This window comes from Achromobacter sp. FW305-C-13 (genome assembly GCF_058783475.1).
Genome location: NZ_JBYSYN010000001.1, coordinates 582376 through 605651, shown reverse-complemented (window position 1 = coordinate 605651; position 23276 = coordinate 582376). Strand labels below are relative to the sequence as shown.

Here is a 23276-nt window from a genome sequence, read left to right as displayed (position 1 = left end):
AATCAGGCGATCTCATCAAGTTTGCGGCCCGCCAGTGCGGCACGGATGCTGCGGTCCATCCGCCGCGCGGCAAAGTCGTCGGTCGCAGCCGACAGCGCTTGCACCGCGTCTTTCACCGTGTCCACATCCTGCGCGGACTGCGCGGCAATGGCGGCCTGCAGGCATTCGTCAACATGCTTGCGTTCTTCCGCGTCCAGCAGGTCACCGTCGACGGCCAGGGCCGCCTGCACGGATTCCACCAACTGGCGTGCATCCACTTGCTGCTCGCGCAGCATGCGGGCGCGTGCGTCCGTATCGGCCTGCGCCACGCTGTCGGCCAGCATCTGCGCAATCTCGTCGTCGGTCAGCCCGTACGACGGCTTGACCGACACGGCGGCCTCGACGCCCGTGCTTTGTTCACGGGCCGTCACGCTCAGCAGGCCATCCGCATCCACCTGGAAGGTCACACGGATGCGCGCGGCGCCCGCCACCATCGGAGGGATGCCGCGCAGCTCGAACCGGGCCAGCGAACGCGAATCCGCCACCAGGTCGCGCTCGCCCTGCACCACATGGATGCTCATGGCCGTCTGGCCATCCTTGAACGTCGTGAATTCCTGAGCGCGGGCGACAGGAATGGTGCTGTTGCGCGGAATCACGCGCTCGACCAGCCCACCCATGGTTTCCAGCCCCAGCGACAGCGGAATCACATCCAGCAGCAGCCAGTCCTCGCCCGGCGCGCGATTGCCCGCCAGCAGGTTGGCCTGCAAGGCGGCGCCCAGCGCCACCACCTGATCCGGGTCCAGATCGGTCAACGGTTCCGTGCCGAATACACGGCCGACAGCGGCGCGAACGACAGGCATGCGCGTTGCGCCACCCACCATCACCACACCGCGCACATCGGCTGCCTTCAGCGACGCATCGCGCAGCGCTCGGCGCGCGCAATCCAGCGTACGCTCTACCAGAGGTTGCGCCAGTGCCTCGAATTCTGCGCGGGTCAGCACGACGTCGACATCGCGCCCGTCCGCCAGCGTCAGCTTCAGGTTGGCAGATTCGGCATCGGACAGTGCTTCGCGCGCAGCCCGCGCCGCCATCAACAGCCCGCGCCGGTCAGCCGGCGAAAACTCGCCAGCGGCAAGCTTGGCCACGGCGTGGTCGGCGATCAAGGCGTCAAAGTCGTCGCCGCCCAGCGCCGTATCGCCGCCGGTGGAGATCACTTCGAACACGCCTTGAGTCAGGCGCAGAATGGAAATATCGAAGGTGCCGCCGCCCAGGTCGTACACGGCATACACGCCTTCCGAGGCGTGGTCCAGGCCATAGGCGATCGCCGCGGCCGTGGGCTCATTCAGCAGGCGCAAGACATTCAGGCCAGCCAGCCGGGCAGCGTCGCGCGTGGCCTGGCGCTGGGCGTCGTCAAAATACGCCGGCACGGTGATGACCGCGCCCACTAGGTCGTCGCCCAGGACGTCTTCGGCACGCTGGCGCAACACCGCCAGGATCTGTGCCGACACCTCGACCGGGCTCAGGTCGCCCTGCGCGGTGCGGATGCGCACCATGCCGGGCGCGTCCACGAATTCATACGGCGCACGCGTGGCGCGAGCCTCTTCCAGCGAACGGCCCATGAAGCGCTTCACGGACACGACGGTGTTCAACGGGTCTTCGGCCTGCTGAGCCAGCGGCTCGCGGCCGGTGGTGACTTTGCCACCCGGGAAATAACGCACCGCCGAGGGCAGCAAGGCATGGCCTTCTGCATCAGGCAGCACTTCGGCGACGCTGCTGCGCACGGCCGCGACCAGAGAATTGGTAGTGCCCAGGTCGATCCCCACCGCCAGCTTGCGCTGGTGCGGCGCGGGCGACTCGCCGGGCTCGGATATCTGCAATAAGGCCATGATTGTATTTTTCTGCTCAGTAGGCGGCGAAATCCGGGCGCCTGCTTCAGGCGCCCCAACGCGGCTTGGACTATCCGGCGGGCTGCGCGTGCGCCAGCTCTTCCGCCAGCTTTTCCACGAACATCCATTCCCGGATCTTCAGCCCGGCAGTCGCGTAGTCGCGCTCGTTGTCCAGCAGACGCGTCAACGTGGCGCGCATCGCAGTGCGCGCCGCTTCCAACTCCGTCTGCAAGGCGGCCAGGGCATCGGCGTCGTCGCGCGCATCGTCCAGCATCTCGCGCCAGGTCATCTGCTGCATCAGGAAAGCCGTGTCCATGGACGTATTGCTTTCGGTCTGCAGATCAATGCCTGCCTGCTCACACAGGTAACGTGCGCGCAGCAAGGGATCCCGCAGCACGCGGTACGCCTCGTTCGCGCGCGCCGCCCACTGCATGGCCACGCGTCGCTCCGCGGGGCTGGCCGTGGCGTAACGGTCGGGATGCACTTGCGCGGCGACAGCACGCCACGCGGACTCCAACGCTTGCGCGTCCAGGTCAAAGCGTGCCGGCAAGCCGAACAGGCTGAAGTGGTCGTCTCCAGCCAAGACTTACACCGTGAACGACTCGCCGCAGCCGCAGGTCGCCTTTTCGTTGGGGTTGCGGAACTTGAAACCTTCGTTCAGGCCTTCGCGGGCGTAGTCCAGCTCGGTGCCATCCAGGTAAGCCAGGCTCTTCGGGTCAATGAAGACCTTCACGCCGAAGCTTTCGAACACGGCGTCTTCCGGCGCCGAGTCGTCCACGTATTCCAACTTGTAGGCCATGCCGGAGCAGCCCGTCGTCCTAACGCCGAGCCGCAAGCCAATACCCTTTCCGCGCTTCTGCAAGTAGCGCCCGATATGGGTGGCAGCCTGTTGGGTCAGGGTAACGGACATGATCAGCCTGCCACCGCTTCGGCCGGAACCGAGTGCTTTTCTTTGTAGTTCTGCACCGCGGCCTTGATCGCGTCTTCGGCCAGGATGGAACAGTGAACCTTGACCGGCGGCAATGCCAGTTCTTCGGCGATCTGCGTGTTGCGGATGTTCATCGCTTGGTCCAGCGTCTTGCCCTTGACCCATTCGGTCACGAGCGAGCTGGAAGCGATGGCCGAACCGCAGCCGTAGGTCTTGAAGCGCGCGTCTTCGATCACGCCGGCTTCATTCACCTTGATCTGCAGCTTCATGACGTCGCCACAGGCGGGTGCGCCGACCATGCCGGTACCGACCGACTCGTCCGACTTGTCGAACGAACCGACGTTGCGCGGGTTTTCGTAGTGATCCAGAACTTTGGTGCTGTAAGACATGTTATTTCTCCACGTATTTCTTGGCGCGGGCGCTTAGTGCGCGGCCCACTGCACGGTGTTCAAGTCAACGCCTTCCTTGGCCATTTCCCAAAGCGGCGACATGTCGCGCAGCTTGCCCACGCGGCTCTTGAGCAATTCAATGGCGAAGTCCACTTCCTTTTCGGTGGTGAAGCGGCCCAGGGTGAAACGGATAGAGCTGTGCGCCAACTCGTCGTTGCGGCCCAGGGCGCGCAGCACGTAGGACGGCTCCAGGCTGGCCGAGGTGCAGGCCGAACCGCTGGACACGGCCAGTTCCTTGATCGCCATGATCAGGGACTCGCCTTCGACGTAGTTGAAGCTGACATTCAAGTTGTGCGGAACGCGCTGGTCCATGTCGCCGTTGAGGTAGACCTCTTCGATTTGCGACAGGCCATTCCAGAGACGATCGCGCAACATGCGGATGCGCTCGTTCTCGGTGCCCATTTCTTCACGGGCCAGGCGGAACGCTTCGCCCATGCCGACGATCTGGTGCGTGGCCAGCGTGCCCGAGCGGAAACCGCGCTCGTGGCCGCCGCCGTGCATTTGCGCTTCGATGCGGATGCGCGGCTTGCGGCGAACATACAGCGCGCCGATGCCCTTGGGGCCATAGGTCTTGTGCGCCGAGAACGACATCAGGTCGACCTTCAGCTTTTGCAGGTCGATTTCCACCTTGCCCGTCGCCTGAGCGGCGTCCACGTGGAAGATGATGCCCTTTTCACGGCAGATCTCGCCCAGCGTCTCGATATCCTGGACCACGCCGATCTCGTTGTTCACCATCATCACCGACACCAGCACGGTATCGGGGCGCAGCGCGGCCTTGAAGGTATCCAGGTCGATCAGGCCATCGTCTTTCACATTCAGATACGTGACGTCGAAGCCTTGGCGTTCGAGCTCGCGACAGGTATCCAGCACCGCCTTGTGTTCGGTCTTGACGGTGATGATGTGCTTGCCGCGTTCCGCGTAGAAGTTCGCGGCGCCCTTGATGGCCAGGTTGTCGGATTCGGTGGCGCCAGAGGTCCAGACGATCTCGCGCGGGTCGGCGTTGACCAGCTTGGCAACTTCTTCGCGGGCGCGTTCAACGGCTTCTTCGGAATCCCAGCCGAACGAGTGGCTGCGCGATGCCGGGTTGCCGAAGTTCTCGTACAGCCAGGGCACCATCTTGTCCACGACGCGGGGGTCGACGGGCGTCGTGGCCGAATAGTCAAAATAAATCGGGCGGGTGGTCATATCTACAACTCCTGATACTGCTTATACGGTGGCATTGGCGGCGACGGTCGTGGTCGGGGCGTTGGCGGCGGCATTCGTGCCCCCTACCCGATTCACACGTACCGCGCAGGCCTGCGCTTGATTGTTGGCTTCCTGCAATTGGCGCACGCGCTGCTGATCAACCAGATCTTGCAGGGACACCGAATCCAGGTAATCGACCATCTTGCGATTCAACGTGGCCCAGAGTTCGTGCGTCATGCACTTGCCCGGCTTGCCGTCGTTGCCGCTCGTACAGTCCCGTTTGCCGCCACAGCTCGTGGCGTCCAGCGGCTCATCGACCGCGAAGATGATGTCGGCAACGGTCACGTTGCGCGCAAGGCGTGCAAGCGAATAACCGCCGCCCGGGCCGCGCACGCTGTCCACGAGTTCGTGGCGACGCAGTTTCCCGAACAGCTGTTCCAGATAGGAAAGCGAAATATTCTGACGCTGGCTGATGGCCGCAAGAGTGACCGGGCCGCTATGCTGCCGCATAGCCAGATCGATCATGGCAGTCACGGCGAAACGCCCTTTGGTAGTTAGCCGCATGGTGGGTTCCCTGTGATTCGGCAATGGCCGCCAGCGAATCCAGCGGTCAATACCCGAGTAATTGGCTCAAGTATAGCCTATTCCCGACTAATTTGGTATGGCTCCCGGCTAGAAAAAACCGCGCATTTGCGCGGTTTTTTCACTGCCAAGTACGCCGAGAGCCGCTCAGCGGGCGGCTCTACGGCCTAGACGGTCACGCCGCCTGGTACTGGGTAGCGCGCTTACGGACCAGTTCAAGAACACCCTGACAGGCGTCTTCCAGATAATCGAGCACCTTGCCGAAACCATCGGCGCCGCCATAGTACGGGTCAGGCACGGTGGCCTCCTCGAACTCATTGGCAAAGCGCATCAGCAGCATCAATTTGTGCTGATAGGTTTTGGGGCACTGCTGCTGCATGGCGGACAGATTGTCCCAGTCCATGGCGAGGATAAGATCAAAGTCGCGGAAATCTTCCGCGGTGACCTGACGCGCCTCACAGTGCGTGATCTCGTAGCCGCGCTTACGCGCCGCAGCCTGCGCCCGGGCATCAGGCGCCTCGCCGATATGAAACGCGTGCGTGCCCGCGGAGTCGATGCGAACAACATCGCCCAAACCCGCGTCGTTCACCAAATGGCGAAACACGCCCTCTGCGCTCGGCGAGCGACAGATATTGCCCATGCAAACGAAAAGTACCTTGGTCATCATGGAAGTAAGTGTGCGGGAAAACCCGAGATAAGGCAAGCTTTTTTTGCAATTATCCGATTGGATAAGGGCTGCCGAATATCCGGACTATTGCCATTGAAATCAATGAGTTAAGCGGATATTCAGTCGCAGGAAACAGGCTCGGATCCCGGGGATTCACGAAGATTGTGAAGCCGCAATTGCAACATTGCGGGTTTTACATATTTTCAGGTAGGCGTCAGCAAACAGACACGTTTTGATACGTGCTTTGCTACACCGCCCCATCCAGAAGCACCCGTTGCTTCAAGGCCGTCAAGGCATCGCGGGCGGCAGCGGCCTGCTCGAACTCCAGGTTCCGGGCATGGTCCATCATCAGCTTTTCCAGGCGCTTGAGTTCGCGCGCCAGGGCCTTTTCGTCCTTCAGGAATTCCGCCGGCACGGCAGCTTCCAGCGCATCGTGCTGAACCGGGGCGACGATGCCGTCGATCAGTTCGCGCACCGCTTTCTGCACCCCGCGGGCCGTAATGCCGTTGTCGATGTTGAATTGCAGCTGCTTGGCGCGGCGACGGCTGGTTTCCTCCATTGCGCGCTGCATCGAATCCGTAATGCGGTCGGCGTACAGGATGGCGTGGCCGTTCAGATTGCGCGCCGCGCGGCCAATGGTCTGGATCAGGCTGCGCTCGGAACGCAGGAAACCTTCCTTGTCCGCGTCCAGGATGGCCACCAGCGACACTTCGGGGATGTCCAGCCCTTCACGCAGCAGGTTGATCCCTACCAGCACGTCGAACGTGCCCAGGCGCAGGTCGCGCAGGATTTCCACGCGTTCCACCGTGTCGATGTCGGAGTGCAGATAGCGCACCTTCACCCCGTGCTCGCTCAGGAAGTCCGTCAGGTCTTCCGCCATGCGCTTGGTCAGGGTGGTGACCAGCACACGCTCGCCCAGCGACACGCGCGCCTTGATCTGGCCCAGCAGGTCGTCCACCTGGGTGCGGGCCGGCAACACCTCAACCAAGGGATCGACGAGCCCCGTGGGCCGTACGACCTGCTCGACCACATTGTCCGCGTGCTCTTTCTCGTAGGCGGCCGGCGTGGCCGACACGAAAACGCACTGGCGCATCCGCGTTTCGAATTCCTCGAGCTTGAGCGGCCGGTTATCCAGCGCCGACGGCAGGCGAAAGCCGTACTGCACCAGGGTTTCCTTGCGCGAGCGGTCGCCGCGGTACATGCCGCTCAGCTGCCCGATGGTGACGTGGCTTTCGTCGATGAACATCAACGCGTCCGACGGCAGGTAATCGATCAGCGTGGGCGGAGGATCCCCCGGCGCCGCGCCGGACAGGTGCCGCGAGTAGTTTTCGATGCCCTTGCAGAAACCCAGCTCCTGCAGCATCTCCAGGTCGAACCGGGTGCGTTGCTCCAGCCGTTGCGCCTCGACCAGATGGCCATCATCGACGAAGCGCTTGACGCGTTCGCGCAGCTCTTCCTTGATGGTCTCGATGGCGCGCAGGACGGTGTCGCGCGGGGTCACATAGTGCGAGCCGGGGTAAACGGTGAACCGCGGCAGCTTCTGGCGGATGCGGCCGGTCAGCGGGTCGAAGAGCTCCAGGCTTTCGATCTCGTCGTCAAACAGCGTCAGGCGCAGGGCGAGTTCGGCACTTTCCGCCGGAAAGATGTCGATGGTCTCGCCACGCACCCGGAACACGCCGCGGGTGAATTCCGCGTCGTTGCGCGTGTACTGCATCGCCACCAGGCGGGCCAGGATCTCGCGGCGGGAAATCTGGTCCCCGCTACGCAGGATCAGCACCATCGCGTGATAGTCGCCCGGGTTACCAATACCGTAGATGCACGACACCGTGCCCACGATGATTGTGTCCCGACGCTCCAAGAGGCTCTTGGTGGCCGACAGCCGCATCTGCTCGATGTGTTCATTGATGGACGAATCCTTTTCAATGAACAGGTCGCGCGTGGGCACGTAGGCCTCGGGCTGGTAGTAATCGTAGTAAGAGACGAAATACTCGACGGCGTTCTTCGGGAAGAACTCCCGCATTTCAGCGTAGAGCTGCGCCGCCAGCGTCTTATTAGGGGCCAGTACCAAGGCGGGCCGCCCCATCCGGGCGATCACGTTGGCCATGGTGTAGGTCTTGCCCGATCCCGTCACGCCCAGCAGCGTCTGGAACATGAGGCCATCTTCGACCCCCTGCGTCAGGCCGTCGATGGCCGCGGGCTGGTCGCCTGCAGGAGGATAAGGCTGATAAAGCTGAAATGGGCTGTCCGGATACTCGACGAATCCGGGCTTCACTTCCCGCCCCGGCAGGGGCGCAGCCGATGCCGACGCCGCCGTCAGATCCGCAGCGAGATCATCATTCAGATCTCCCGCGCTGCTCGGGTCTATTGGGCTCTTGGGCATGCTAGACTGTTCCAGGGTAAACCCCCCATTATCCACAGCACACCGTACTGCGTCCACCCATCCTCATCAGAGTCCCATGAGCAACCTTTTCGATTCCGTCGAACTCGCGCCGCGCGACCCCATTCTTGGTCTGAACGAACAATTCAACGCGGATACGCGTCCCGGTAAAGTCAACCTGGGCGTGGGCGTGTACTACGACGATCAGGGACGGATCCCCCTGCTGGGCGCCGTACGCAAAGCCGAAACCGCCCGCATCGAGGCCGCCGCCGCACGCGGCTACCTGCCGATCGAAGGCATCGCCGGCTACAACCAGGGCGCTCAAGCGCTGCTGCTGGGCAAAGAATCCCCGTTGGCCGCCGCCGGCCGCGTTCTGACCACCCAGGCTCTGGGCGGCACGGGCGCGCTGAAGATCGGCGCCGACTTCCTGCGCCAGTTGCTGCCGACCTCCAAGGTCCTGATCAGCAACCCCAGCTGGGAAAACCACCGCGCCCTGTTCGAGCGCGCTGGCTTCGAAGTCGGCACCTACTCGTACTACGACGCCACCACCCGCGGCCTGAATTTCGACGCCATGCTGGCGGACCTGAAGGCCGCACCGGCCAAGACCGTCGTCGTGCTGCACGCGTGCTGCCATAACCCGACCGGCGTGGACCCCACCGCCGACCAGTGGAAGCAGATCGCCGCCGTCGTGAAGGAAAACAATCTGGTCCCGTTCCTCGACATCGCCTACCAGGGCTTTGGCGAAGGCTTGACGGAAGACGCCTCGGTCGTGCGCCTGTTCGCCGACCTGGACATGACCATGTTCATCAGCTCGTCGTTCTCGAAGTCGTTCTCGCTGTACGGCGAACGCGTGGGCGCACTGACGGTCGTGGCTGGCAGCAAGGAAGAAGCCACCCGCGTGCTGAGCCAGTTGAAGCGCGTCATCCGCACCAACTACTCCAACCCGCCCACCCATGGCGGCACGGTGGTGTCGACGGTGCTGAACACGCCGGAACTCTTCGCCATGTGGGAAGAAGAACTGGCCGGCATGCGCGACCGCATCCGCCTGATGCGCAAGCAACTGGTCGAGAAGATCAAGGAACACGGCGGCAAGCAGGACTTCAGCTTCGTCCTGCAGCAACGCGGCATGTTCTCGTATTCGGGCCTGACCGCCGCGCAAGTGGATCGCCTGCGTGAAGAACACGGCGTCTACGCCGTTTCCAGCGGCCGCATCTGCGTCGCCGCCCTGAACAGCGGCAACATCGACAAGGTTGCCGCCGGCATCGCCGCCGTGCTGTAACCCAGAGCTTGGGCCATCTGGCCTGATTGCTGAAAAACGGAGCCTTCGGGCTCCGTTTTGCTGAAGGGGCCCTGGACTGGCTTGCTTTTTTGCGCTACGTCCCCCAGAATGGCGCTGTATATATGTACAGTCCGCTCGCACCGGATCATCGCCATGGCCAGCAAACTTACAGATCGCCAGCAACAAATCCTGGACCTCATCCGGCAAACCGTCACGCGCACCGGCTTCCCGCCGACGCGTGCCGAAATCGCCCAGGCCCTGGGTTTCCGTTCGCCCAACGCGGCGGAAGACCATCTCAAGGCATTGGCCCGCAAGGGCGCCATCGAGCTTACCGCCGGCGCCTCGCGGGGCATCCGCCTGAAGGACGGCGCCTCCGCCTCTTCGCAGGCTTCCCTGCCCATACCCTCGCTGGCGCAGCTGCTGCTGCCGCTGGTGGGCCGTGTCGCCGCCGGCAGCCCCATTCTTGCCGCTGAACACGTCGAACGCGAAGTGGGCGTCGACCCCCACCTGTTCGCGCAAGCGCCCGACTACCTGTTGAAGGTGCGCGGCATGAGCATGCGTGACGCCGGCATCCTCGAAGGGGATCTGCTGGCCGTGAAGAAGGCCTCTGAAGCCCGCAACGGCCAGATCGTCGTGGCCCGCCTGGGCGACGACGTCACCGTCAAGCGCCTGCAGCGCACCAACGGGCATATCGAGCTTCTGCCCGAAAACCCGGACTTCCAAACGATCGTGGTGGAAGCCGACCAGGAATTTGCACTGGAAGGCATTGCGGTTGGCCTGATCCGCACGCACGCGCTGCACTAGCCCGTCCTTCAAAGCCTCTGGCGCCAACGCGCCCTTGGCGCAAAAGAAAAACCCCGCCGCAGCGGGGTTTTTCATTGGGCGCCCTCTTTCGAAGGCGCCCTTGGGGTCGTGATCAGTGCTTGAGCACCGGATCGGTCGAACCCGGCTCAGCCGGCTTGGCCACCAGGGGCTCCTTTACCGCTTCTTCCTCAGCCAGCGGCTCAGGCAGACGTTCCAGGGCCAGTTCGAGCACCTTGTCGATCCAACGGACCGGCACGATCTCAAGGTGGTTCTTGACGTTGTCCGGGATCTCCGCCAAGTCCTTGACGTTTTCTTCCGGGATCAAGACCGTCTTGATGCCGCCACGGTGCGCAGCCAGCAGCTTTTCCTTCAGGCCGCCGATCGGCAGCACTTCGCCGCGCAGCGTGATCTCGCCGGTCATGGCAACATCGGCACGCACCGGGATGCGCGACAAAGCCGAAACCATGGCGGTCGTGATCGCGATACCCGCGGACGGACCGTCCTTGGGGGTCGCGCCTTCCGGCACGTGCACGTGCATGTCGTGCTTCTCGAAGACGCTGTCAGCAAACCCCAGACGGCGGGCACGCGAGCGCACCACCGTACGAGCCGCCTCGACCGACTCCTTCATCACATCGCCGAGCGAACCGGTGCGCTGGATGACGCCCTTGCCGGGCATGTCCGCGACTTCGATCGTCAGCAGGTCGCCACCGACTTCCGTCCACGCCAGGCCGGTCACCTGACCGATCTGGTTTTCCTTTTCGGCCATGCCGAAGGTGTAGCGGCGCACGCCCAGGTAGTCGCTCAGGTTTTCACCCGTGACATTGACCGGCTTGACCTCAAAGGTCTTGCCTTCGGCCTTGGCGCGATCGGTCTGGGTCAGCAATTGCTTGATGACCTTGCGGCAGATCTTGCCCACTTCGCGTTCGAGCGCACGCACACCGGCTTCGCGGGTGTAGTAGCGCACGATGTCGCGCAGCGCGGAATCGTCCACCGTCAGCTCGCTGTCCTTCACGCCGTTGTTCTTCATCAGCTTGGGCAGCAGATGGTCGCGGCCGATATGGATCTTTTCCTCTTCCGTGTAACCGGACAGGCGGATCACTTCCATACGGTCGAGCAGCGCCGGCGGAATGTTCAGCGTGTTGCTGGTGGCCACGAACATGACGTCCGACAGGTCGAAGTCGACTTCGATGTAGTGGTCCTGGAACGTGTGGTTCTGTTCCGGATCCAGCACTTCGAGCAGCGCGGACGAGGGGTCGCCACGGAAATCCATGCCCAGCTTGTCGATTTCATCAAGCAGGAACAGCGGATTGCGCACACCGACCTTCGACATGTTCTGGACGATCTTGCCCGGCATGGAGCCGATGTACGTCCGGCGGTGGCCACGGATCTCGGCCTCGTCGCGAACGCCGCCCAAGGCCATGCGCACGAACTTGCGGTTCGTCGCCTTGGCAATGGACTGGCCCAGGGAGGTCTTACCCACGCCCGGAGGTCCAACCAGGCACAGGATCGGGGCCTTCACCTTGTCCACGCGCTGTTGCACGGCAAGATACTCGAGGATGCGTTCCTTGACCTTTTCCAGACCGTAGTGGTCGTTGTCCAGCACCGTCTCGGCATTGGCGATCGAGTTGTTGATCTTGCTCTTCTTCCTCCAGGGGAGGTTGATGAGCGTATCGATGTAGTTGCGCACCACGGTGGCTTCGGCCGACATGGGCGACATCAGCTTGAGCTTCTTGAGCTCGGCATCGGCCTTCTTGCGCGCCTCTTTGGGCATGTGGGCAGCGATGATCTTCTTTTCAAGCTCTTCGATGTCCGCGCCCTCTTCGCCTTCGCCCAACTCCTTCTGAATGGCCTTGACCTGCTCATTCAGGTAGTAGTCGCGTTGGCTCTTTTCCATCTGCTTCTTCACGCGGCCGCGAATCCGCTTCTCGACCTGGAGGATGTCGATTTCGGTTTCGAGCTGGGTAAGCAGACCTTCAAGGCGCTCGGACGTGCCGACGATCTCGAGCATCTTCTGTTTCTGCTCGAGCTTCAGCGGAAGATGCGCGGCGATCGTGTCGGCCAGGCGACCGGCATCATCGATGCCAGCCAACGAGGTCAGGATCTCCGGGGGGATCTTCTTGTTGAGCTTTACGTATTGTTCGAACTGGGCAACGATCGCGCGGCGCAACGCCTCGGTCTCGGAGCCCTGCATGGCGTCCGGCTCGATCGGCGTCACCTGGCAGGTGAAGTGCGAATCGGCGTCTTCAATGCTGTTGATGCGGGCACGTTGGGTACCTTCGACCAGCACCTTGACGGTGCCGTCGGGCAGCTTGAGCATTTGCAGGATGCCGGCTACGCAACCAATCTCGTAGACGTCTTCGGGGGTGGGGTCATCTTTGCCGGCGGACTTTTGGGCCACGAGCATGATGCTTTTGCCCGCTTCCATCGCAACCTCGAGCGCGCGAATAGAGCGCGGACGGCCGACGAACAGCGGGATGACCATGTGCGGGAACACCACGACATCGCGAAGTGGGAGCAGGGGCAGGTCGATCGGGTCGGAAGGCAGGGTCTGGCTGGCAGACATAGGAGGTTCCTCGGTATGACTCGGCGTATCGGGGACAGGAGGCCCGGGTATACCCCGAGCTATCCACGTCAGTTACGTCTGTTATGGGAACAATAGCCGAAAATTCAAGATCCCGGCGGCCCGATAAACAAAAGGCAAAAAAAAATGCCCCTGCGGGCCGCCAGGAAGGAAAAAAACCCGTTACAGGAACGGGTTTTTTTGAAATATCAGGCTGCGGCGTCGCGGACTTCTCCGCGGTCCGGCTTTTCCGTTTCGCCGGCTTCGTCGGCGTAGATCAGCAGGGGCTTGCCTTCACCTTCAATGGCGTTCTCGTCCACCACGACACGCTTGACGTTGCCTTGGGACGGCAACTCGTACATGGTGTCCAGCAGCGTCTGCTCGATGATCGAGCGCAGGCCACGGGCGCCGGTCTTGCGCTTGAGCGCCTTACGGGCAATGGCCTTCAATGCGGCAGGCCGCAGGTCCAGCTCGGCGCCTTCCATCGCGAACAGCTTCTGGAATTGCTTGAGCAAGGCGTTCTTGGGCTCGGTCAGGATCTGCACCAGAGCCGCTTCGTCCAGTTCGTCCAGCGTAGCGACGACAGGCAGGCGACCAACCAGTTCAGGGATCAGGCCGAACTTGATCAGATCTTCGGGTTCGACTTCCGAGAACAGTTCGCCCACGCCGCGTTCGGACTTGGCGCGTACGGAAGCCGAGAAGCCGATGCCCGATTTCTCGGTGCGGTCGCGAATGACCTTTTCCAGCCCGTCGAAAGCGCCGCCGACGATGAACAGGATGTTCGTCGTGTCGACCTGGACGAAGTCCTGGTTGGGGTGCTTGCGGCCGCCCTGCGGGGGCACCGAGGCAACCGTGCCTTCGATCAGCTTGAGCAAGGCCTGCTGCACGCCCTCGCCCGAGACGTCGCGGGTGATGGACGGGTTGTCGGACTTGCGGGAAATCTTGTCGATTTCGTCGATATAGATAATGGCGCGTTGCGCCTTCTCGACTTCGTAGTTGCAGTTCTGCAGCAACTTCTGAATGATGTTCTCGACGTCTTCGCCCACGTAACCGGCTTCGGTCAGCGTGGTGGCGTCAGCCATGACGAAAGGCACATTCAGCATGCGCGCCAGCGTCTGCGCCAGGAGCGTCTTGCCCGACCCGGTAGGGCCGATCAGCATGATGTTGCTCTTGGAGAGCTCGACTTCGTCACCCTTGATCTCGCCGTGACGAATGCGCTTGTAATGGTTGTAGACCGCCACGGCCAGCATGCGCTTGGGCGAGTTCTGCCCAATCACGTACTGATCCAGGAAGGTCTTGATTTCGGCCGGAGTAGGCAGTTCGGAACGAATCGCCGCGCGCGCGGTCGCTTGCGCTTCCTCGCGGATGATGTCGTTGCACAGGTCTATGCATTCATCGCAGATGAACACCGACGGACCCGCGATCAGCTTGCGGACTTCATGCTGGCTTTTATTGCAAAACGAGCAATGCAGCACTTTTGCGTCTGCCGATCCCTTTTTTTCAGGCATATTTGTTTCGTATCTCAGGTAAAGATGCGCCAGACCGGATAAAGGGTCCAGCGCATGCGCTTACTCAAACTTGATGGCAGCGGGTTCGGATCAACCGGGAAGTCAGCCTTCCGAGCGGGAGGTCATCACCTTGTCCACCAATCCATACGATACCGCATCTTCGGCGGACATGAAGTTGTCACGTTCCGTGTCCAGGCCGATACGCTCCATCGACTGGCCGGTGTTGTCGGCCAGGATCCGGTTCAGGCGTTCACGCAGGTCCAGGATCTCGCGAGCCTGGATCTGGATGTCGGACGCTTGGCCCTGGGCGCCGCCCGACGGCTGATGGATCATGATCCGCGAGTTAGGCAGCGTGAAACGCTTGCCCTTCTTGCCAGCCGCCAGGAGGAACGCGCCCATGCTGGCCGCCAGGCCGGTGCACAGGGTCGATACGTCCGGCTTGATGAACTGCATGGTGTCAAAAATGGCCATTCCCGCATACACCGACCCGCCGGGCGAGTTGATGTACAGGGAAATGTCCTTGTCAGGATTCTCCGATTCCAGGAACAGCAACTGCGCCACAACCAGGTTGGCCGTTGCGTCATTGACCGGACCCACCAGGAAAATGAGCCGTTCGCGGAGCAGACGCGAATAGATGTCGTAGGCACGTTCGCCGCGCCCCGACTGCTCGATAACCATGGGAATGTAGCCCAGGCCGGTGGGGGTCACCGAAGACCCGCCATTCATTGCCGCATAGAAATCGGTGAATCTCTGCATAGTGTTACGCCATCCCCATCAACTGATCGAAAGGCACCTTTTCTTCGGTGACCTTGGCCTTTTCCAGCACGTGCGCGACAACGTTGTCTTCCAGCACGATAGCCTCGATTTCAGCACGACGCTGGCGGTCAGCCAGGTAATAGCTGACAACCTGAGCGGGTTGTTCGTAGTTCTCGGCGAATTCTTCAATGCGCGCGCGAACTTGCTCGGGCTTGGCTTGCAGCTGAGCTTGCTTGACCAGTTCCGACACCAGCAGGCCCAGACGGACGCGGCGCTCGGATTCGGTCGAGAAGGCTTCAGCCGGGATCGGCACGGACTCGGCGTTCGGGATGCCGCGCTGCTTGAGCTCTTCGCGGGCAGCGGCAACACGGCCTTGCACGTCGTTGTCGACCAGCGACTTCGGCACGTCGAACTTGCCGGCTTCGACCAGGGCGTCCATGACGCTGGACTTGGTACGGCCAGCCGAACGGACCTTGACTTCGCGCTCGATGTTGCTGCGGATGTCGGCCTTCAGCTTTTCGATGTCGCCTTCGGCCTGGCCGAGCGACTTGGCGAATTCGCCGTTCAGTTCGGGCAGGACGCCTTCAGCCACTTCCTTGACGGTGATGGTGAATTCGGCGGTCTTGCCGGCGACTTCCACGCCTTGGTAGTCGTCAGGGAACTTCAGTTCGAAGACCTTGGTTTCGCCAGCCTTCAGGCCGCGAGCGGCTTCTTCGAATTCCGGCAGCATGCGGCCTTGGCCGAGCACGAACGGGAAGTCTTCGGCCTTGCCGCCTTCGAACGGCACGCCGTCGATGGTGCCGGCGAAGTCCAGCGTGACGCGGTCGCCGTCTTGCGAGGCGCGGCCTTCACGAGCTTCGAACGTGGCGCGCTGCTTGCGCAGGACGTCCAGGGTCTGTTGGACTTCGGCGTCGGTGACGGCGGTGTCAAAACGGGTGACGGCCAGGGACGACAGGTCCGGCACGACGACTTCGGGGTAGACCTCGAACGTGGCGGTGAACGCCAGCGTGTCGTCGGTGACGCCTTCAGTCTTGGGTTCCAGGTTCGGGGCACCAGCGACGCGCAGCTTGGCGCCGTCGATGGCTTGTTCGAACGCACGGCCAACTTGGCTATTGATCACGTCGTAGCGGATGCTGGGGCCATGGCTGCGCTCGAGCATGGCGAGCGGAGCTTTACCCGGGCGGAAGCCGGGGACCTTGGCGGTGCGAGCCACGCGCTTCAATTGCGCCTGGACTTCCTTTTCGACGTCGGCCACCGAGACGGCCAGATCAACACGGCGCTCCAGGCCGGAGAGGGTTTCAACCACAGGCTGCATTAAAAGACCTATTTTCCGAGAGATGAGATTACGGGCGGATAAACGCGGCATTTTACCGGAAACTTCCGGATCCCTGACGCAAAGGGGCGCGAGCCCCGGATTTGCCCGGATGCTCGCGCCCCGTTTTCCGCCCGAAAAGGGAGGGAGAACGTCTTTTCGACGCCTTTATTTGGCCTTGGCGATGCGATCTTCGATGTGCTGAGCGCGCTTGGCCGAGGACGGGTGCGAGCTCATCATATCGCTCTTGCCGCCATCCAGCTCGGCCAGCTTCTGAAATGCCGTCACCAGACCACGGGTATTGAGCTTCTTGGCCTGCAGCTGGTCGAACGAATAGTCATCTGCGGCGCTTTCCTGCGATTGCGAGAATTGCGCATTGATGAACTTCTCGGTCAGGTCGCCCAGCTGCGAGGAATTCAGGGCGGCAACCGTCGCGCCACCAGCGGCGCCAGCGGCGTCACGCGCGGCCGACACAGTGTAGGCCGTCTGCATGGCCTTCTTGCTGTGGCCCAGCGCCACGTGGCCGATTTCGTGGCCGACCACGCCCAACACTTCGTCGTCGGTCATCATGTCCATCAGGCCGCTGTAGACGCGGATGCAGCCGTTGGCCATCGCCCAGGCGTTGACGTCCTTGGTGATGTAGACCTTGTAGTTGGCCTTCTGGCCATTGACCGTGCCGCCCAGCGACTTGGCGATCTTCTGCAGACGGGCGTCGTACTTGCTGCCGGGGGCAGCGATTTTTTCCTGCGAGTCGCTTTGCGCGCAAGCCTTGTCGGACAAGGTCTTGATTTCGGCATCGCTCAGGGTGGCAGCTTGAACAACCTTGCTGCCAGCGCCCACCAGGCCGCCGATATCGAGAGCATGCGACGCAGAATAAGGGGCAAGCGCAACGGTCAACGCGGCAACGGTGTAGCGGATCTTCATGGGAACAAACTCCTCTTGACTGGCTCTATGCGAGTGAGGCGGCAATTCTATCCATGCCAAAAGCGCTCAAAGCGTTTCGCCACAGAGTTTCGCAAATGGCAGTTTCGCTTACATAAAAGCCCAGCAAGCCGCGCGCAACCGTGCTATTGCGCCGCTTTCCCCAACATGAACGCGCCACAAAAAACTCATGCCCGGCGAGTCCGGGCATTGATAGAATTGCCGCCGCACTTTTCATCGCCCCATAACAACGGCTCGCACCCAACATGCATAACACCCCCCCTCCCCGCCTAGGCCTGCTGCCCAGCCTGATCTTCAGTTCCCGCTGGTTGCAATTGCCCCTGTACCTGGGCCTGATCGTCGCGCAAGGCGTGTACGTCATGCTCTTCCTGAAAGAGCTTTGGCACCTGGTGACGCACGCCAGCAGTTTTGGCGAAATGGAAATCATGCTGCTGGTCCTGGGCCTGATCGACGTGGTCATGATCTCGAACCTGCTGGTGATGGTGATCGTGGGCGGCTACGAGACCTTCGTGTCCCGCCTGCGTCTGCAGAACCATCCGGATCAGCCCGAATGGCTGAGCCACGTCAACGCCAGCGTCCTCAAGGTGAAGCTGGCGATGGCCATCATCGGCATCTCGTCGATCCACCTGCTGCGCACCTTCATCGAAGCCGGCACGATCGGCACGCCCAACGCGCGCTTCACCGAAGCCGGCGTCATGTGGCAGACGATCATCCACGCGCTGTTCATCCTGTCGGCGCTGGGGATCGCGCTGGTGGACAAGCTGTCGACGACATCGACGCAAAAGCACTAACTTCGGCAAAAAGGGCCCCCACGCCGCGCACGCGTTGCGTGCTTGCTGCCCCCAAGGGGGCGCTTTTTGCCTTGGGGCGGCCCGGCGGCAAAAAAAAGCCCCCATGCGTTGCGCATGGGGGCTTTTTTATGGGCCGAACACCGGGATCCACCCCGGGGCGCTACCCGGAAAACATCAGGCCGCGACCTTGATGTTCTTGGCGCTCGGACCCTTGGGGCCGGTGCCGACCTCGAAGGTGACGCGCTGGTTTTCCTGAAGCGACTTATAGCCTTCGCTGCGGATTTCGGAGTAATGAGCGAAAAGGTCTTTGCTGCCGTCGTCGGGCATGATGAAGCCATAACCCTTTTCGGCGTTGAACCACTTAACGATGCCGGTTGCCATGGAGTGTCCTTGAACCTAGAAAATGCGATTGCTCGCGGGGCGCCAGATCATCAAGGATGGGAGAGGAAGCAACCGCAGCACCACTGACGGCGACAAGTTAACGCAGACCGCGTCGCTTGAGAATCTCGCTGAACCCAGTGTATTGGTGAACCCCGAAAAACGTCAAATATGCGAATGGTCGAAGCGTCAATTCAATGCGCACGTCCGCATGGCTAAAACGCGGGTCGCGGCCGCTTGAAACGCGTCGTGCGATTGAACATTTTCACCTTGGCATGAACAGATACATGCCGATACCGGGTGGCGGATGGGGCCTTGCCGAGACGTCGGCTCCGCCCCGCCGAACACGCTAGCCAGAAAAGCCGCCGGCGTCCAGGAATTGCTGCTCGGCCTGCGTGGTCTGCCGGCCCAGCGCCGCATTGCGGTGCGGGAAACGCCCGAAGCGCTTGATGATGTCCCGATGCAGGACGGCCCAGCGCAGGGAATCCGCGTCCAGCGGCTCCATCAGCGCGACGCTGCGGTTTTGCGTCACGAGGCTTTCGGCGTGTTCGAACGGCATATAGAAGAATTGGCGCAGCTGTGGATCCACCGCCAGGTCGTGGCCGGAAGCGATCGCGCGTTCAGCGAAATATTGGGCCAGGGGATCGGTGGCGAACATGTGTGCCGTGCCGCGATAGGCATTGCGCGGGAATTGGTCCAGCAGGATCATCAGCGCCAGGGCGCCGTCGGCATCTTCCAGCCAGGCATCCAGCTCACGCGACGCGGCGGCCCAATGCGCGGCTTCGAACCGCTGGCGGAACTCGGCATCGAAAGCGTCGCTCTTCTTGAACCACTGCTGTGGGCCTGCATCCATCCAGAACGCGACCACGTCTTGCGGTTGCACGGCAAGGGGCTTCGGGGACGATGAGGTCATGGCGGGGATCCTGGAGGCATGGTGAGCCCGCATGGCGGGTAACGCCACCTGCAGACCGAACTTCAGAAGGATACCGCGCAAAAACAAAAAAAGCCCCCGAAGGGGCTTTTTTGAAAACTCAGACCTTTACAGGACCTGAATCTTCGTGGCTTGCGGGCCCTTGGGGCCATTGGCCGTCACAAAGCTGACGCGCTGGTTCTCTTCCAGAGACTTGAAGCCAGAACCCTGGATTTCGGAGAAGTGAGCGAACAGATCCTTACCACCCGCTTCCGGGGTGATGAAGCCATAGCCTTTTTCCGAATTGAACCACTTAACGACGCCGGTTTCCATACTGTATTTCCTAGAGATAATGGGCAAATGCCCGGAGGTCACGAATCAATCAAGGAGGGGACAGTAGAACAATAACGCTGAGCCGGAAAAGGCACGGCACTGAACGAAAATCGCAACGCTTGTGATCGTGTGCCGACACTATCGTTATGTTCCCCTCACAAGTCAACATAATCCTAAAAAATACGTGCCAATAATGCAACAAAGAGAAACTGCGTTGAAAATTTGCACGTTTTCATAGGCAAAACTTGTCCCTGCATAGGTGTAAACACCCATACATTCATAAAAAAACAATCAAGGCTTATATAAATGCCGTCTAAACCCGTACACCCCTCATACGTCGTTCAGATAGGCACTTTGGTTTGCCGCCAGGCTTACTCGTCGATAGGTAAACCCAACAAATCGAGCGCCGCGCCAAAAGCATCGGAACCCGAGCAAAGGAAAACCGCCACGTCGCCGGGATTCATATTTTCCAGGACTTGGTCGATTTGTTCTTGCGCATTATCAACATTGTCGACATTTGAAGCGTGTATATCCGCCCCAGCTTCGACCTTTTCGATGGGAACGATGTCCGCGATCGCATTGAGATCGGTTACGCCCACCACGACATAGACGCTGATGGACTCGCCATCGATCGTCGTGAGCAGCTCGACGCCGCCCGTCACGTCGGCAAGGTGCCGACTTACTATTTCCATGTTCAATCTTCCTTGATCAGCGGGCCTAGCCCGCTTGGGCGCACGCACCGTGAAGGTGCAATCTCACGCCCAGGCGCGACTATAACAGCCTTATGCTAATGCTTCTTGACATTCGGACCCAGGGACTGCCTGGCGGCGCCGGACGTGGCTGCGACGCTACGGCAGCGCACCCCGGCTTCGGCCAGGACGCGGATCAGCGGCTTCTGGGCGGCCAGGAAGGCGTCCTTGTCGTCGCCGGCCAACTTGCAGATGAACATCTGGGCCAGCAGTTGGGTGCGGCGCGCCTTGCGGTTGCCCGCCTCTTCGGCCAGCCATTCGCCGATCCAGGTGGCAACGGCCTCGGCGTCGCCCTGCTGCTTGACGTGACCCAGCAGGTCATAGACCGTCACGCCGGCAATGCGGTCGTCTTCGCCGCGCGAAAGAAAGAGCTTGGCAGCCTGGCCCGAGTAACCGGGGATCAGCGCGAGGCAATCGCGTTCAGCGGGTTTCTTCATAGCGTTCTGTGTGTTTCGTTGTCGAGAACCCTGGACTGTAACCCGGCCTTGCGCCCTGTCGCATCGGCGCCACGGAACTCTGCTATTGTCGGCTTACCCATTTTCTACACGGTGAACATCATGCAACGCGATTTCGATCTGGTCGTCACGATTCTGGGCGCCCTGCGCGACGCGCCTGGCCCCAACCTGAGCACGCACGACATCAAGAACGCCGCCCTGGCCCCGCACCCCGAAGAGCAAGGCCTGCAGACCATTGCGCATCATCTGGACCTGCTGGCCGACGCCGGCTTGGTCAAGCAAGTCAGCGAGACGGCCGCCAGCGCCGCCGCGACGCGCTGGCGCATCACGTGGAAGGGCTACGATGCCCTGGAGCAGGACGAGGACGACGAAGAAGACGCCGAAGACTTCGACGCCGAAGAATAAGGCGGTAGCCTGGTGCTCAGCGGCGCTGCAGGATGCGCCGCGTGAGCAGCGATGCGGCAGTGCCGATCACCAGGCTGAACATGAAGGCGGCGATCGACAGCATCGCCGACAGGTCGCTGAAGCCACCATGGCGCGACAGCAGGAAAACCGCCACGAACACCGCGGCGGCCAGCACGACCACCCCGATCAGCACCTGTTTGACCGAGCGCAGGCGGCCACAGAGCGAGCCGCCGACCAGCGCGGCCGCCACCATCGCGGCCATGGACCAGAACAAATATTCGTACTGCATGCGAACGTTCTCCCCCGAAGGCATGAAGGCGCCCGCATTATAGGCGCGGGATCAGCCCTGGGCGGCGACCGCCACCACGCTGATCTCGACCAGCGCGCCGTAGTGCAGCTCACGCGTGGGCACGATGGCCCGCGCGGGGCGGTGGGCGCCGAACACGCGTTCGTAGACCCGGTTCACCTCATCCCATAGCGCGATATCCGGGATATACACCGTGACGCTGGCGACCGCGGCCAGCGAGGCGTCGGCGGCTGCCAGAATCGCCTTCACGCTGCGCAGGGCCTCTTCGGTCTGGGCGGAAGCCCCGTCCGCCAATTGCGGCTTGGCGCCTGCCTGCGCGGGCGCCCGGAAACCCAGCTGCCCCGAGACGAAGACAAAGCCATTCGCCCGTACCGCCTGCGAGTAATGCCCGGCGGGCGGCGTCGCATCGGGGGTATTGATCAATTCCATCGTGGACTCCTGTTGATATGGGGCGGGCGCGCCAGGACTTACCAGCCGCGGAAGCGTTCCCAGCGGGCCACCACGCCCGGCTCGCCCGGGCGCACCACCTGATAGGCCTCGTGCTGGGCGCAGGTGGCGCATGCGTGATTGGGCACGATGCGCAGCTTCGTCCCCAGGGGCAGATCGGGCAGGCGCGCGCTGCTTCCCGCGCGCAGCATGATGATGCCCTGTTCCTGGTTGGTTTCGGCCAGCAGCAAGTCGGGATAGACCTTGCCGTCGACGTCGCACACCAGGCCATACAACTGATCCACCGGCTGCTTGGCCGTGCCGCGGTCGCGCGACATGGCCATCCAGCCGGCGTCAACAAGGATCCAGCCTTTGTCGGCCTGATGGCCGATGACGGTCGTCAGCACGGTGGCGGCGATGTCGTCGACGGAGCACACGCCCAGCCCTGCCATCACCAGGTCGAAGAACACGTACACGCCCGCGCGCACTTCCGTCACGCCATCGAGGTGGCGGGCAAAGTGGGCGGTGGGCGTGGAGCCGACGCTGACGACCGGGCACGGCAGCCCTGCCTGGCGGATCGCTTCAGCGCAGCTGACGGCAGCCCAGCGCTCTTGTTCGGCCATATCGGCGATCGCCTCCAGGCTGCGGCAGCCGTAGGACTCGCCGGCATGCGTCATGACGCCGCGCAGGCAGCCTGCGGCATGCAGCACACGGGCGATGGAGAGAAGATGCTCGTGATTACCCGGCTGCACGCCGGCGCGGTGGCCGTCGCAATCGATCTCGATCAGCGTGGGCACGGGGCGGCCCTCGGCCGTGGCACGATCGGCGACCGCCTGGGCGGCTTCGATGCTGTCGACGACCACGGTCAGGTCCACGCCCTTGCCGCGCAAGGCGAGCACGCGGTCCAGCTTGGAAGGCGACACGCCGACGGCATACAGCAGATCGGTGACGCCGGCCGCGGCGAACTGTTCGGCTTCTTGCAACGTGGACACGGCGGCCGGGCCTTGGGGGCTGGCCATCACGCGGCGGGCCACGTCGATCGATTTAGGCGTTTTAAGATGCGGCCGCAATTGCACCCCATGGCCGGCCATCAGCGCGTTCAGGCGCTGGATATTGCGCGTCATGCGAGTTTCATCCAGCAGCAGGCAAGGCGTGTCCAGGGTATCCGGGGGGGTCGGTAGATGGGCGGATGTCATCGGGGCGGGTCTCGGCAGTTCAGATCGGGAGGACGCCAGGCGAGCCCGGGGTCCAGTTGCATGAAGTATGGCGTGGCGCGCCCCATACGTGTTTAATAAAAGCTTAATTTTT

Annotated in this window: 25 protein-coding genes; 4 read left to right on the top strand and 21 right to left on the bottom strand. The window is 62.1% G+C overall.

Features of this window, described 5'->3' with window-relative positions; all coding sequences use genetic code 11:
• Window positions 1-2: 2 nt before the first annotated feature.
• From hscA to uvrB, 8 genes are all read right to left on the bottom strand, one after another.
• The gene (gene hscA, locus AC3WMU_RS02855; protein ID WP_006225294.1) at window positions 3-1865 is read right to left on the bottom strand and encodes a Fe-S protein assembly chaperone HscA; all 1863 of its coding nucleotides are present in this window, start codon (window positions 1863-1865) and stop codon (window positions 3-5) included.
• A 70-nt stretch (window positions 1866-1935) separates the two neighbouring features.
• The gene (gene hscB / locus AC3WMU_RS02850; RefSeq protein WP_006225295.1) at window positions 1936-2448 is read right to left on the bottom strand and encodes a Fe-S protein assembly co-chaperone HscB; all 513 of its coding nucleotides are present in this window, start codon (window positions 2446-2448) and stop codon (window positions 1936-1938) included.
• A 3-nt stretch (window positions 2449-2451) separates the two neighbouring features.
• Window positions 2452-2775: an iron-sulfur cluster assembly protein IscA gene (gene iscA / locus AC3WMU_RS02845; RefSeq protein WP_006225296.1), complete on the bottom strand. Its 324-nt coding sequence runs from the start codon at window positions 2773-2775 to the stop codon at window positions 2452-2454.
• Window positions 2776-2777: 2 nt separating this feature from the next.
• Complete coding sequence (gene iscU / locus AC3WMU_RS02840) at window positions 2778-3182, bottom strand: Fe-S cluster assembly scaffold IscU (RefSeq protein WP_006225297.1); 405 nt, start codon at window positions 3180-3182, stop codon at window positions 2778-2780.
• A 33-nt stretch (window positions 3183-3215) separates the two neighbouring features.
• Window positions 3216-4427, bottom strand: a complete 1212-nt coding sequence (locus AC3WMU_RS02835; RefSeq protein ID WP_006225298.1) for an IscS subfamily cysteine desulfurase — start codon at window positions 4425-4427, stop codon at window positions 3216-3218.
• Window positions 4428-4448: 21 nt separating this feature from the next.
• Window positions 4449-4991 (bottom strand): Fe-S cluster assembly transcriptional regulator IscR, encoded by a 543-nt coding sequence (gene iscR / locus AC3WMU_RS02830; protein WP_035213312.1) that lies wholly within the window; start codon window positions 4989-4991, stop codon window positions 4449-4451.
• A 193-nt stretch (window positions 4992-5184) separates the two neighbouring features.
• Window positions 5185-5676 carry a low molecular weight protein-tyrosine-phosphatase gene (locus tag AC3WMU_RS02825; protein ID WP_006225301.1) on the bottom strand — a complete coding sequence of 164 codons (492 nt, stop codon included), beginning with the start codon at window positions 5674-5676 and terminating at the stop codon, window positions 5185-5187.
• Between the two features lie 247 nt (window positions 5677-5923).
• Window positions 5924-8056, bottom strand: a complete 2133-nt coding sequence (gene uvrB, locus AC3WMU_RS02820) for an excinuclease ABC subunit UvrB (RefSeq protein ID WP_492281777.1) — start codon at window positions 8054-8056, stop codon at window positions 5924-5926.
• Between the two features lie 76 nt (window positions 8057-8132).
• Between uvrB and AC3WMU_RS02815 the strand changes: the two genes are divergently transcribed.
• A complete protein-coding gene (locus AC3WMU_RS02815; protein ID WP_088590072.1) occupies window positions 8133-9332 on the top strand; it encodes an amino acid aminotransferase in 1200 nt (399 codons plus the stop codon).
• Between the two features lie 153 nt (window positions 9333-9485).
• Window positions 9486-10136 carry a transcriptional repressor LexA gene (lexA, locus tag AC3WMU_RS02810; RefSeq protein WP_088590071.1) on the top strand — a complete coding sequence of 217 codons (651 nt, stop codon included), beginning with the start codon at window positions 9486-9488 and terminating at the stop codon, window positions 10134-10136.
• A gap of 112 nt (window positions 10137-10248) precedes the next feature.
• Here lexA and lon read toward each other — a convergent pair whose 3' ends face one another.
• From lon to loiP, 5 genes are all read right to left on the bottom strand, one after another.
• Entirely contained in the window at window positions 10249-12699 is a 2451-nt protein-coding gene (lon, locus tag AC3WMU_RS02805; protein WP_006225305.1) for an endopeptidase La, read from the bottom strand.
• A gap of 206 nt (window positions 12700-12905) precedes the next feature.
• Window positions 12906-14204: an ATP-dependent Clp protease ATP-binding subunit ClpX gene (clpX, locus tag AC3WMU_RS02800; RefSeq protein ID WP_006225306.1), complete on the bottom strand. Its 1299-nt coding sequence runs from the start codon at window positions 14202-14204 to the stop codon at window positions 12906-12908.
• Between the two features lie 102 nt (window positions 14205-14306).
• Complete coding sequence (gene clpP / locus AC3WMU_RS02795; protein WP_006225307.1) at window positions 14307-14960, bottom strand: ATP-dependent Clp endopeptidase proteolytic subunit ClpP; 654 nt, start codon at window positions 14958-14960, stop codon at window positions 14307-14309.
• 4 nt (window positions 14961-14964) lie between these two features.
• Window positions 14965-16275 (bottom strand): trigger factor, encoded by a 1311-nt coding sequence (tig, locus tag AC3WMU_RS02790; protein WP_006225308.1) that lies wholly within the window; start codon window positions 16273-16275, stop codon window positions 14965-14967.
• A 165-nt stretch (window positions 16276-16440) separates the two neighbouring features.
• The gene (gene loiP, locus AC3WMU_RS02785) at window positions 16441-17196 is read right to left on the bottom strand and encodes a metalloprotease LoiP (RefSeq protein ID WP_006225309.1); all 756 of its coding nucleotides are present in this window, start codon (window positions 17194-17196) and stop codon (window positions 16441-16443) included.
• A 263-nt stretch (window positions 17197-17459) separates the two neighbouring features.
• On the opposite strand from loiP, the gene AC3WMU_RS02780 reads away from it, so the two are divergent.
• Window positions 17460-18005, top strand: a complete 546-nt coding sequence (locus AC3WMU_RS02780; protein WP_006225310.1) for a TIGR00645 family protein — start codon at window positions 17460-17462, stop codon at window positions 18003-18005.
• Window positions 18006-18179: 174 nt separating this feature from the next.
• On the opposite strand, the gene AC3WMU_RS02775 is transcribed toward AC3WMU_RS02780, so the two are convergent.
• From AC3WMU_RS02775 to AC3WMU_RS02755, 5 genes are all read right to left on the bottom strand, one after another.
• Window positions 18180-18386 carry a cold-shock protein gene (locus tag AC3WMU_RS02775; RefSeq protein WP_006225311.1) on the bottom strand — a complete coding sequence of 69 codons (207 nt, stop codon included), beginning with the start codon at window positions 18384-18386 and terminating at the stop codon, window positions 18180-18182.
• Between the two features lie 346 nt (window positions 18387-18732).
• Window positions 18733-19296: a DUF924 family protein gene (locus AC3WMU_RS02770; protein WP_052017888.1), complete on the bottom strand. Its 564-nt coding sequence runs from the start codon at window positions 19294-19296 to the stop codon at window positions 18733-18735.
• A 126-nt stretch (window positions 19297-19422) separates the two neighbouring features.
• Window positions 19423-19626 (bottom strand): cold-shock protein, encoded by a 204-nt coding sequence (locus tag AC3WMU_RS02765; RefSeq protein WP_006220190.1) that lies wholly within the window; start codon window positions 19624-19626, stop codon window positions 19423-19425.
• A 371-nt stretch (window positions 19627-19997) separates the two neighbouring features.
• Window positions 19998-20318: a hypothetical protein gene (locus AC3WMU_RS02760; protein ID WP_006225315.1), complete on the bottom strand. Its 321-nt coding sequence runs from the start codon at window positions 20316-20318 to the stop codon at window positions 19998-20000.
• A gap of 95 nt (window positions 20319-20413) precedes the next feature.
• A complete protein-coding gene (locus AC3WMU_RS02755) occupies window positions 20414-20812 on the bottom strand; it encodes a hypothetical protein (RefSeq protein ID WP_006225316.1) in 399 nt (132 codons plus the stop codon).
• A 120-nt stretch (window positions 20813-20932) separates the two neighbouring features.
• On the opposite strand from AC3WMU_RS02755, the gene AC3WMU_RS02750 reads away from it, so the two are divergent.
• On the top strand, window positions 20933-21235 hold the full coding sequence (locus AC3WMU_RS02750; RefSeq protein ID WP_492281776.1) for a DUF2513 domain-containing protein: 303 nt from the start codon (window positions 20933-20935) through the stop codon (window positions 21233-21235).
• Between the two features lie 16 nt (window positions 21236-21251).
• Here AC3WMU_RS02750 and AC3WMU_RS02745 read toward each other — a convergent pair whose 3' ends face one another.
• The 3 genes from AC3WMU_RS02745 to AC3WMU_RS02735 are packed head-to-tail and all read right to left on the bottom strand — an operon-like array spanning window position 21252 to window position 23092.
• The gene (locus AC3WMU_RS02745) at window positions 21252-21524 is read right to left on the bottom strand and encodes a hypothetical protein (protein ID WP_492281775.1); all 273 of its coding nucleotides are present in this window, start codon (window positions 21522-21524) and stop codon (window positions 21252-21254) included.
• A gap of 51 nt (window positions 21525-21575) precedes the next feature.
• Window positions 21576-21971: a RidA family protein gene (locus AC3WMU_RS02740; RefSeq protein ID WP_492281774.1), complete on the bottom strand. Its 396-nt coding sequence runs from the start codon at window positions 21969-21971 to the stop codon at window positions 21576-21578.
• A gap of 38 nt (window positions 21972-22009) precedes the next feature.
• Window positions 22010-23092, bottom strand: coding sequence for an alanine racemase (locus AC3WMU_RS02735; RefSeq protein WP_492281773.1), 1083 nt, complete (start codon window positions 23090-23092; stop codon window positions 22010-22012).
• Between the last annotated feature and the right edge of the window lie 184 nt (window positions 23093-23276).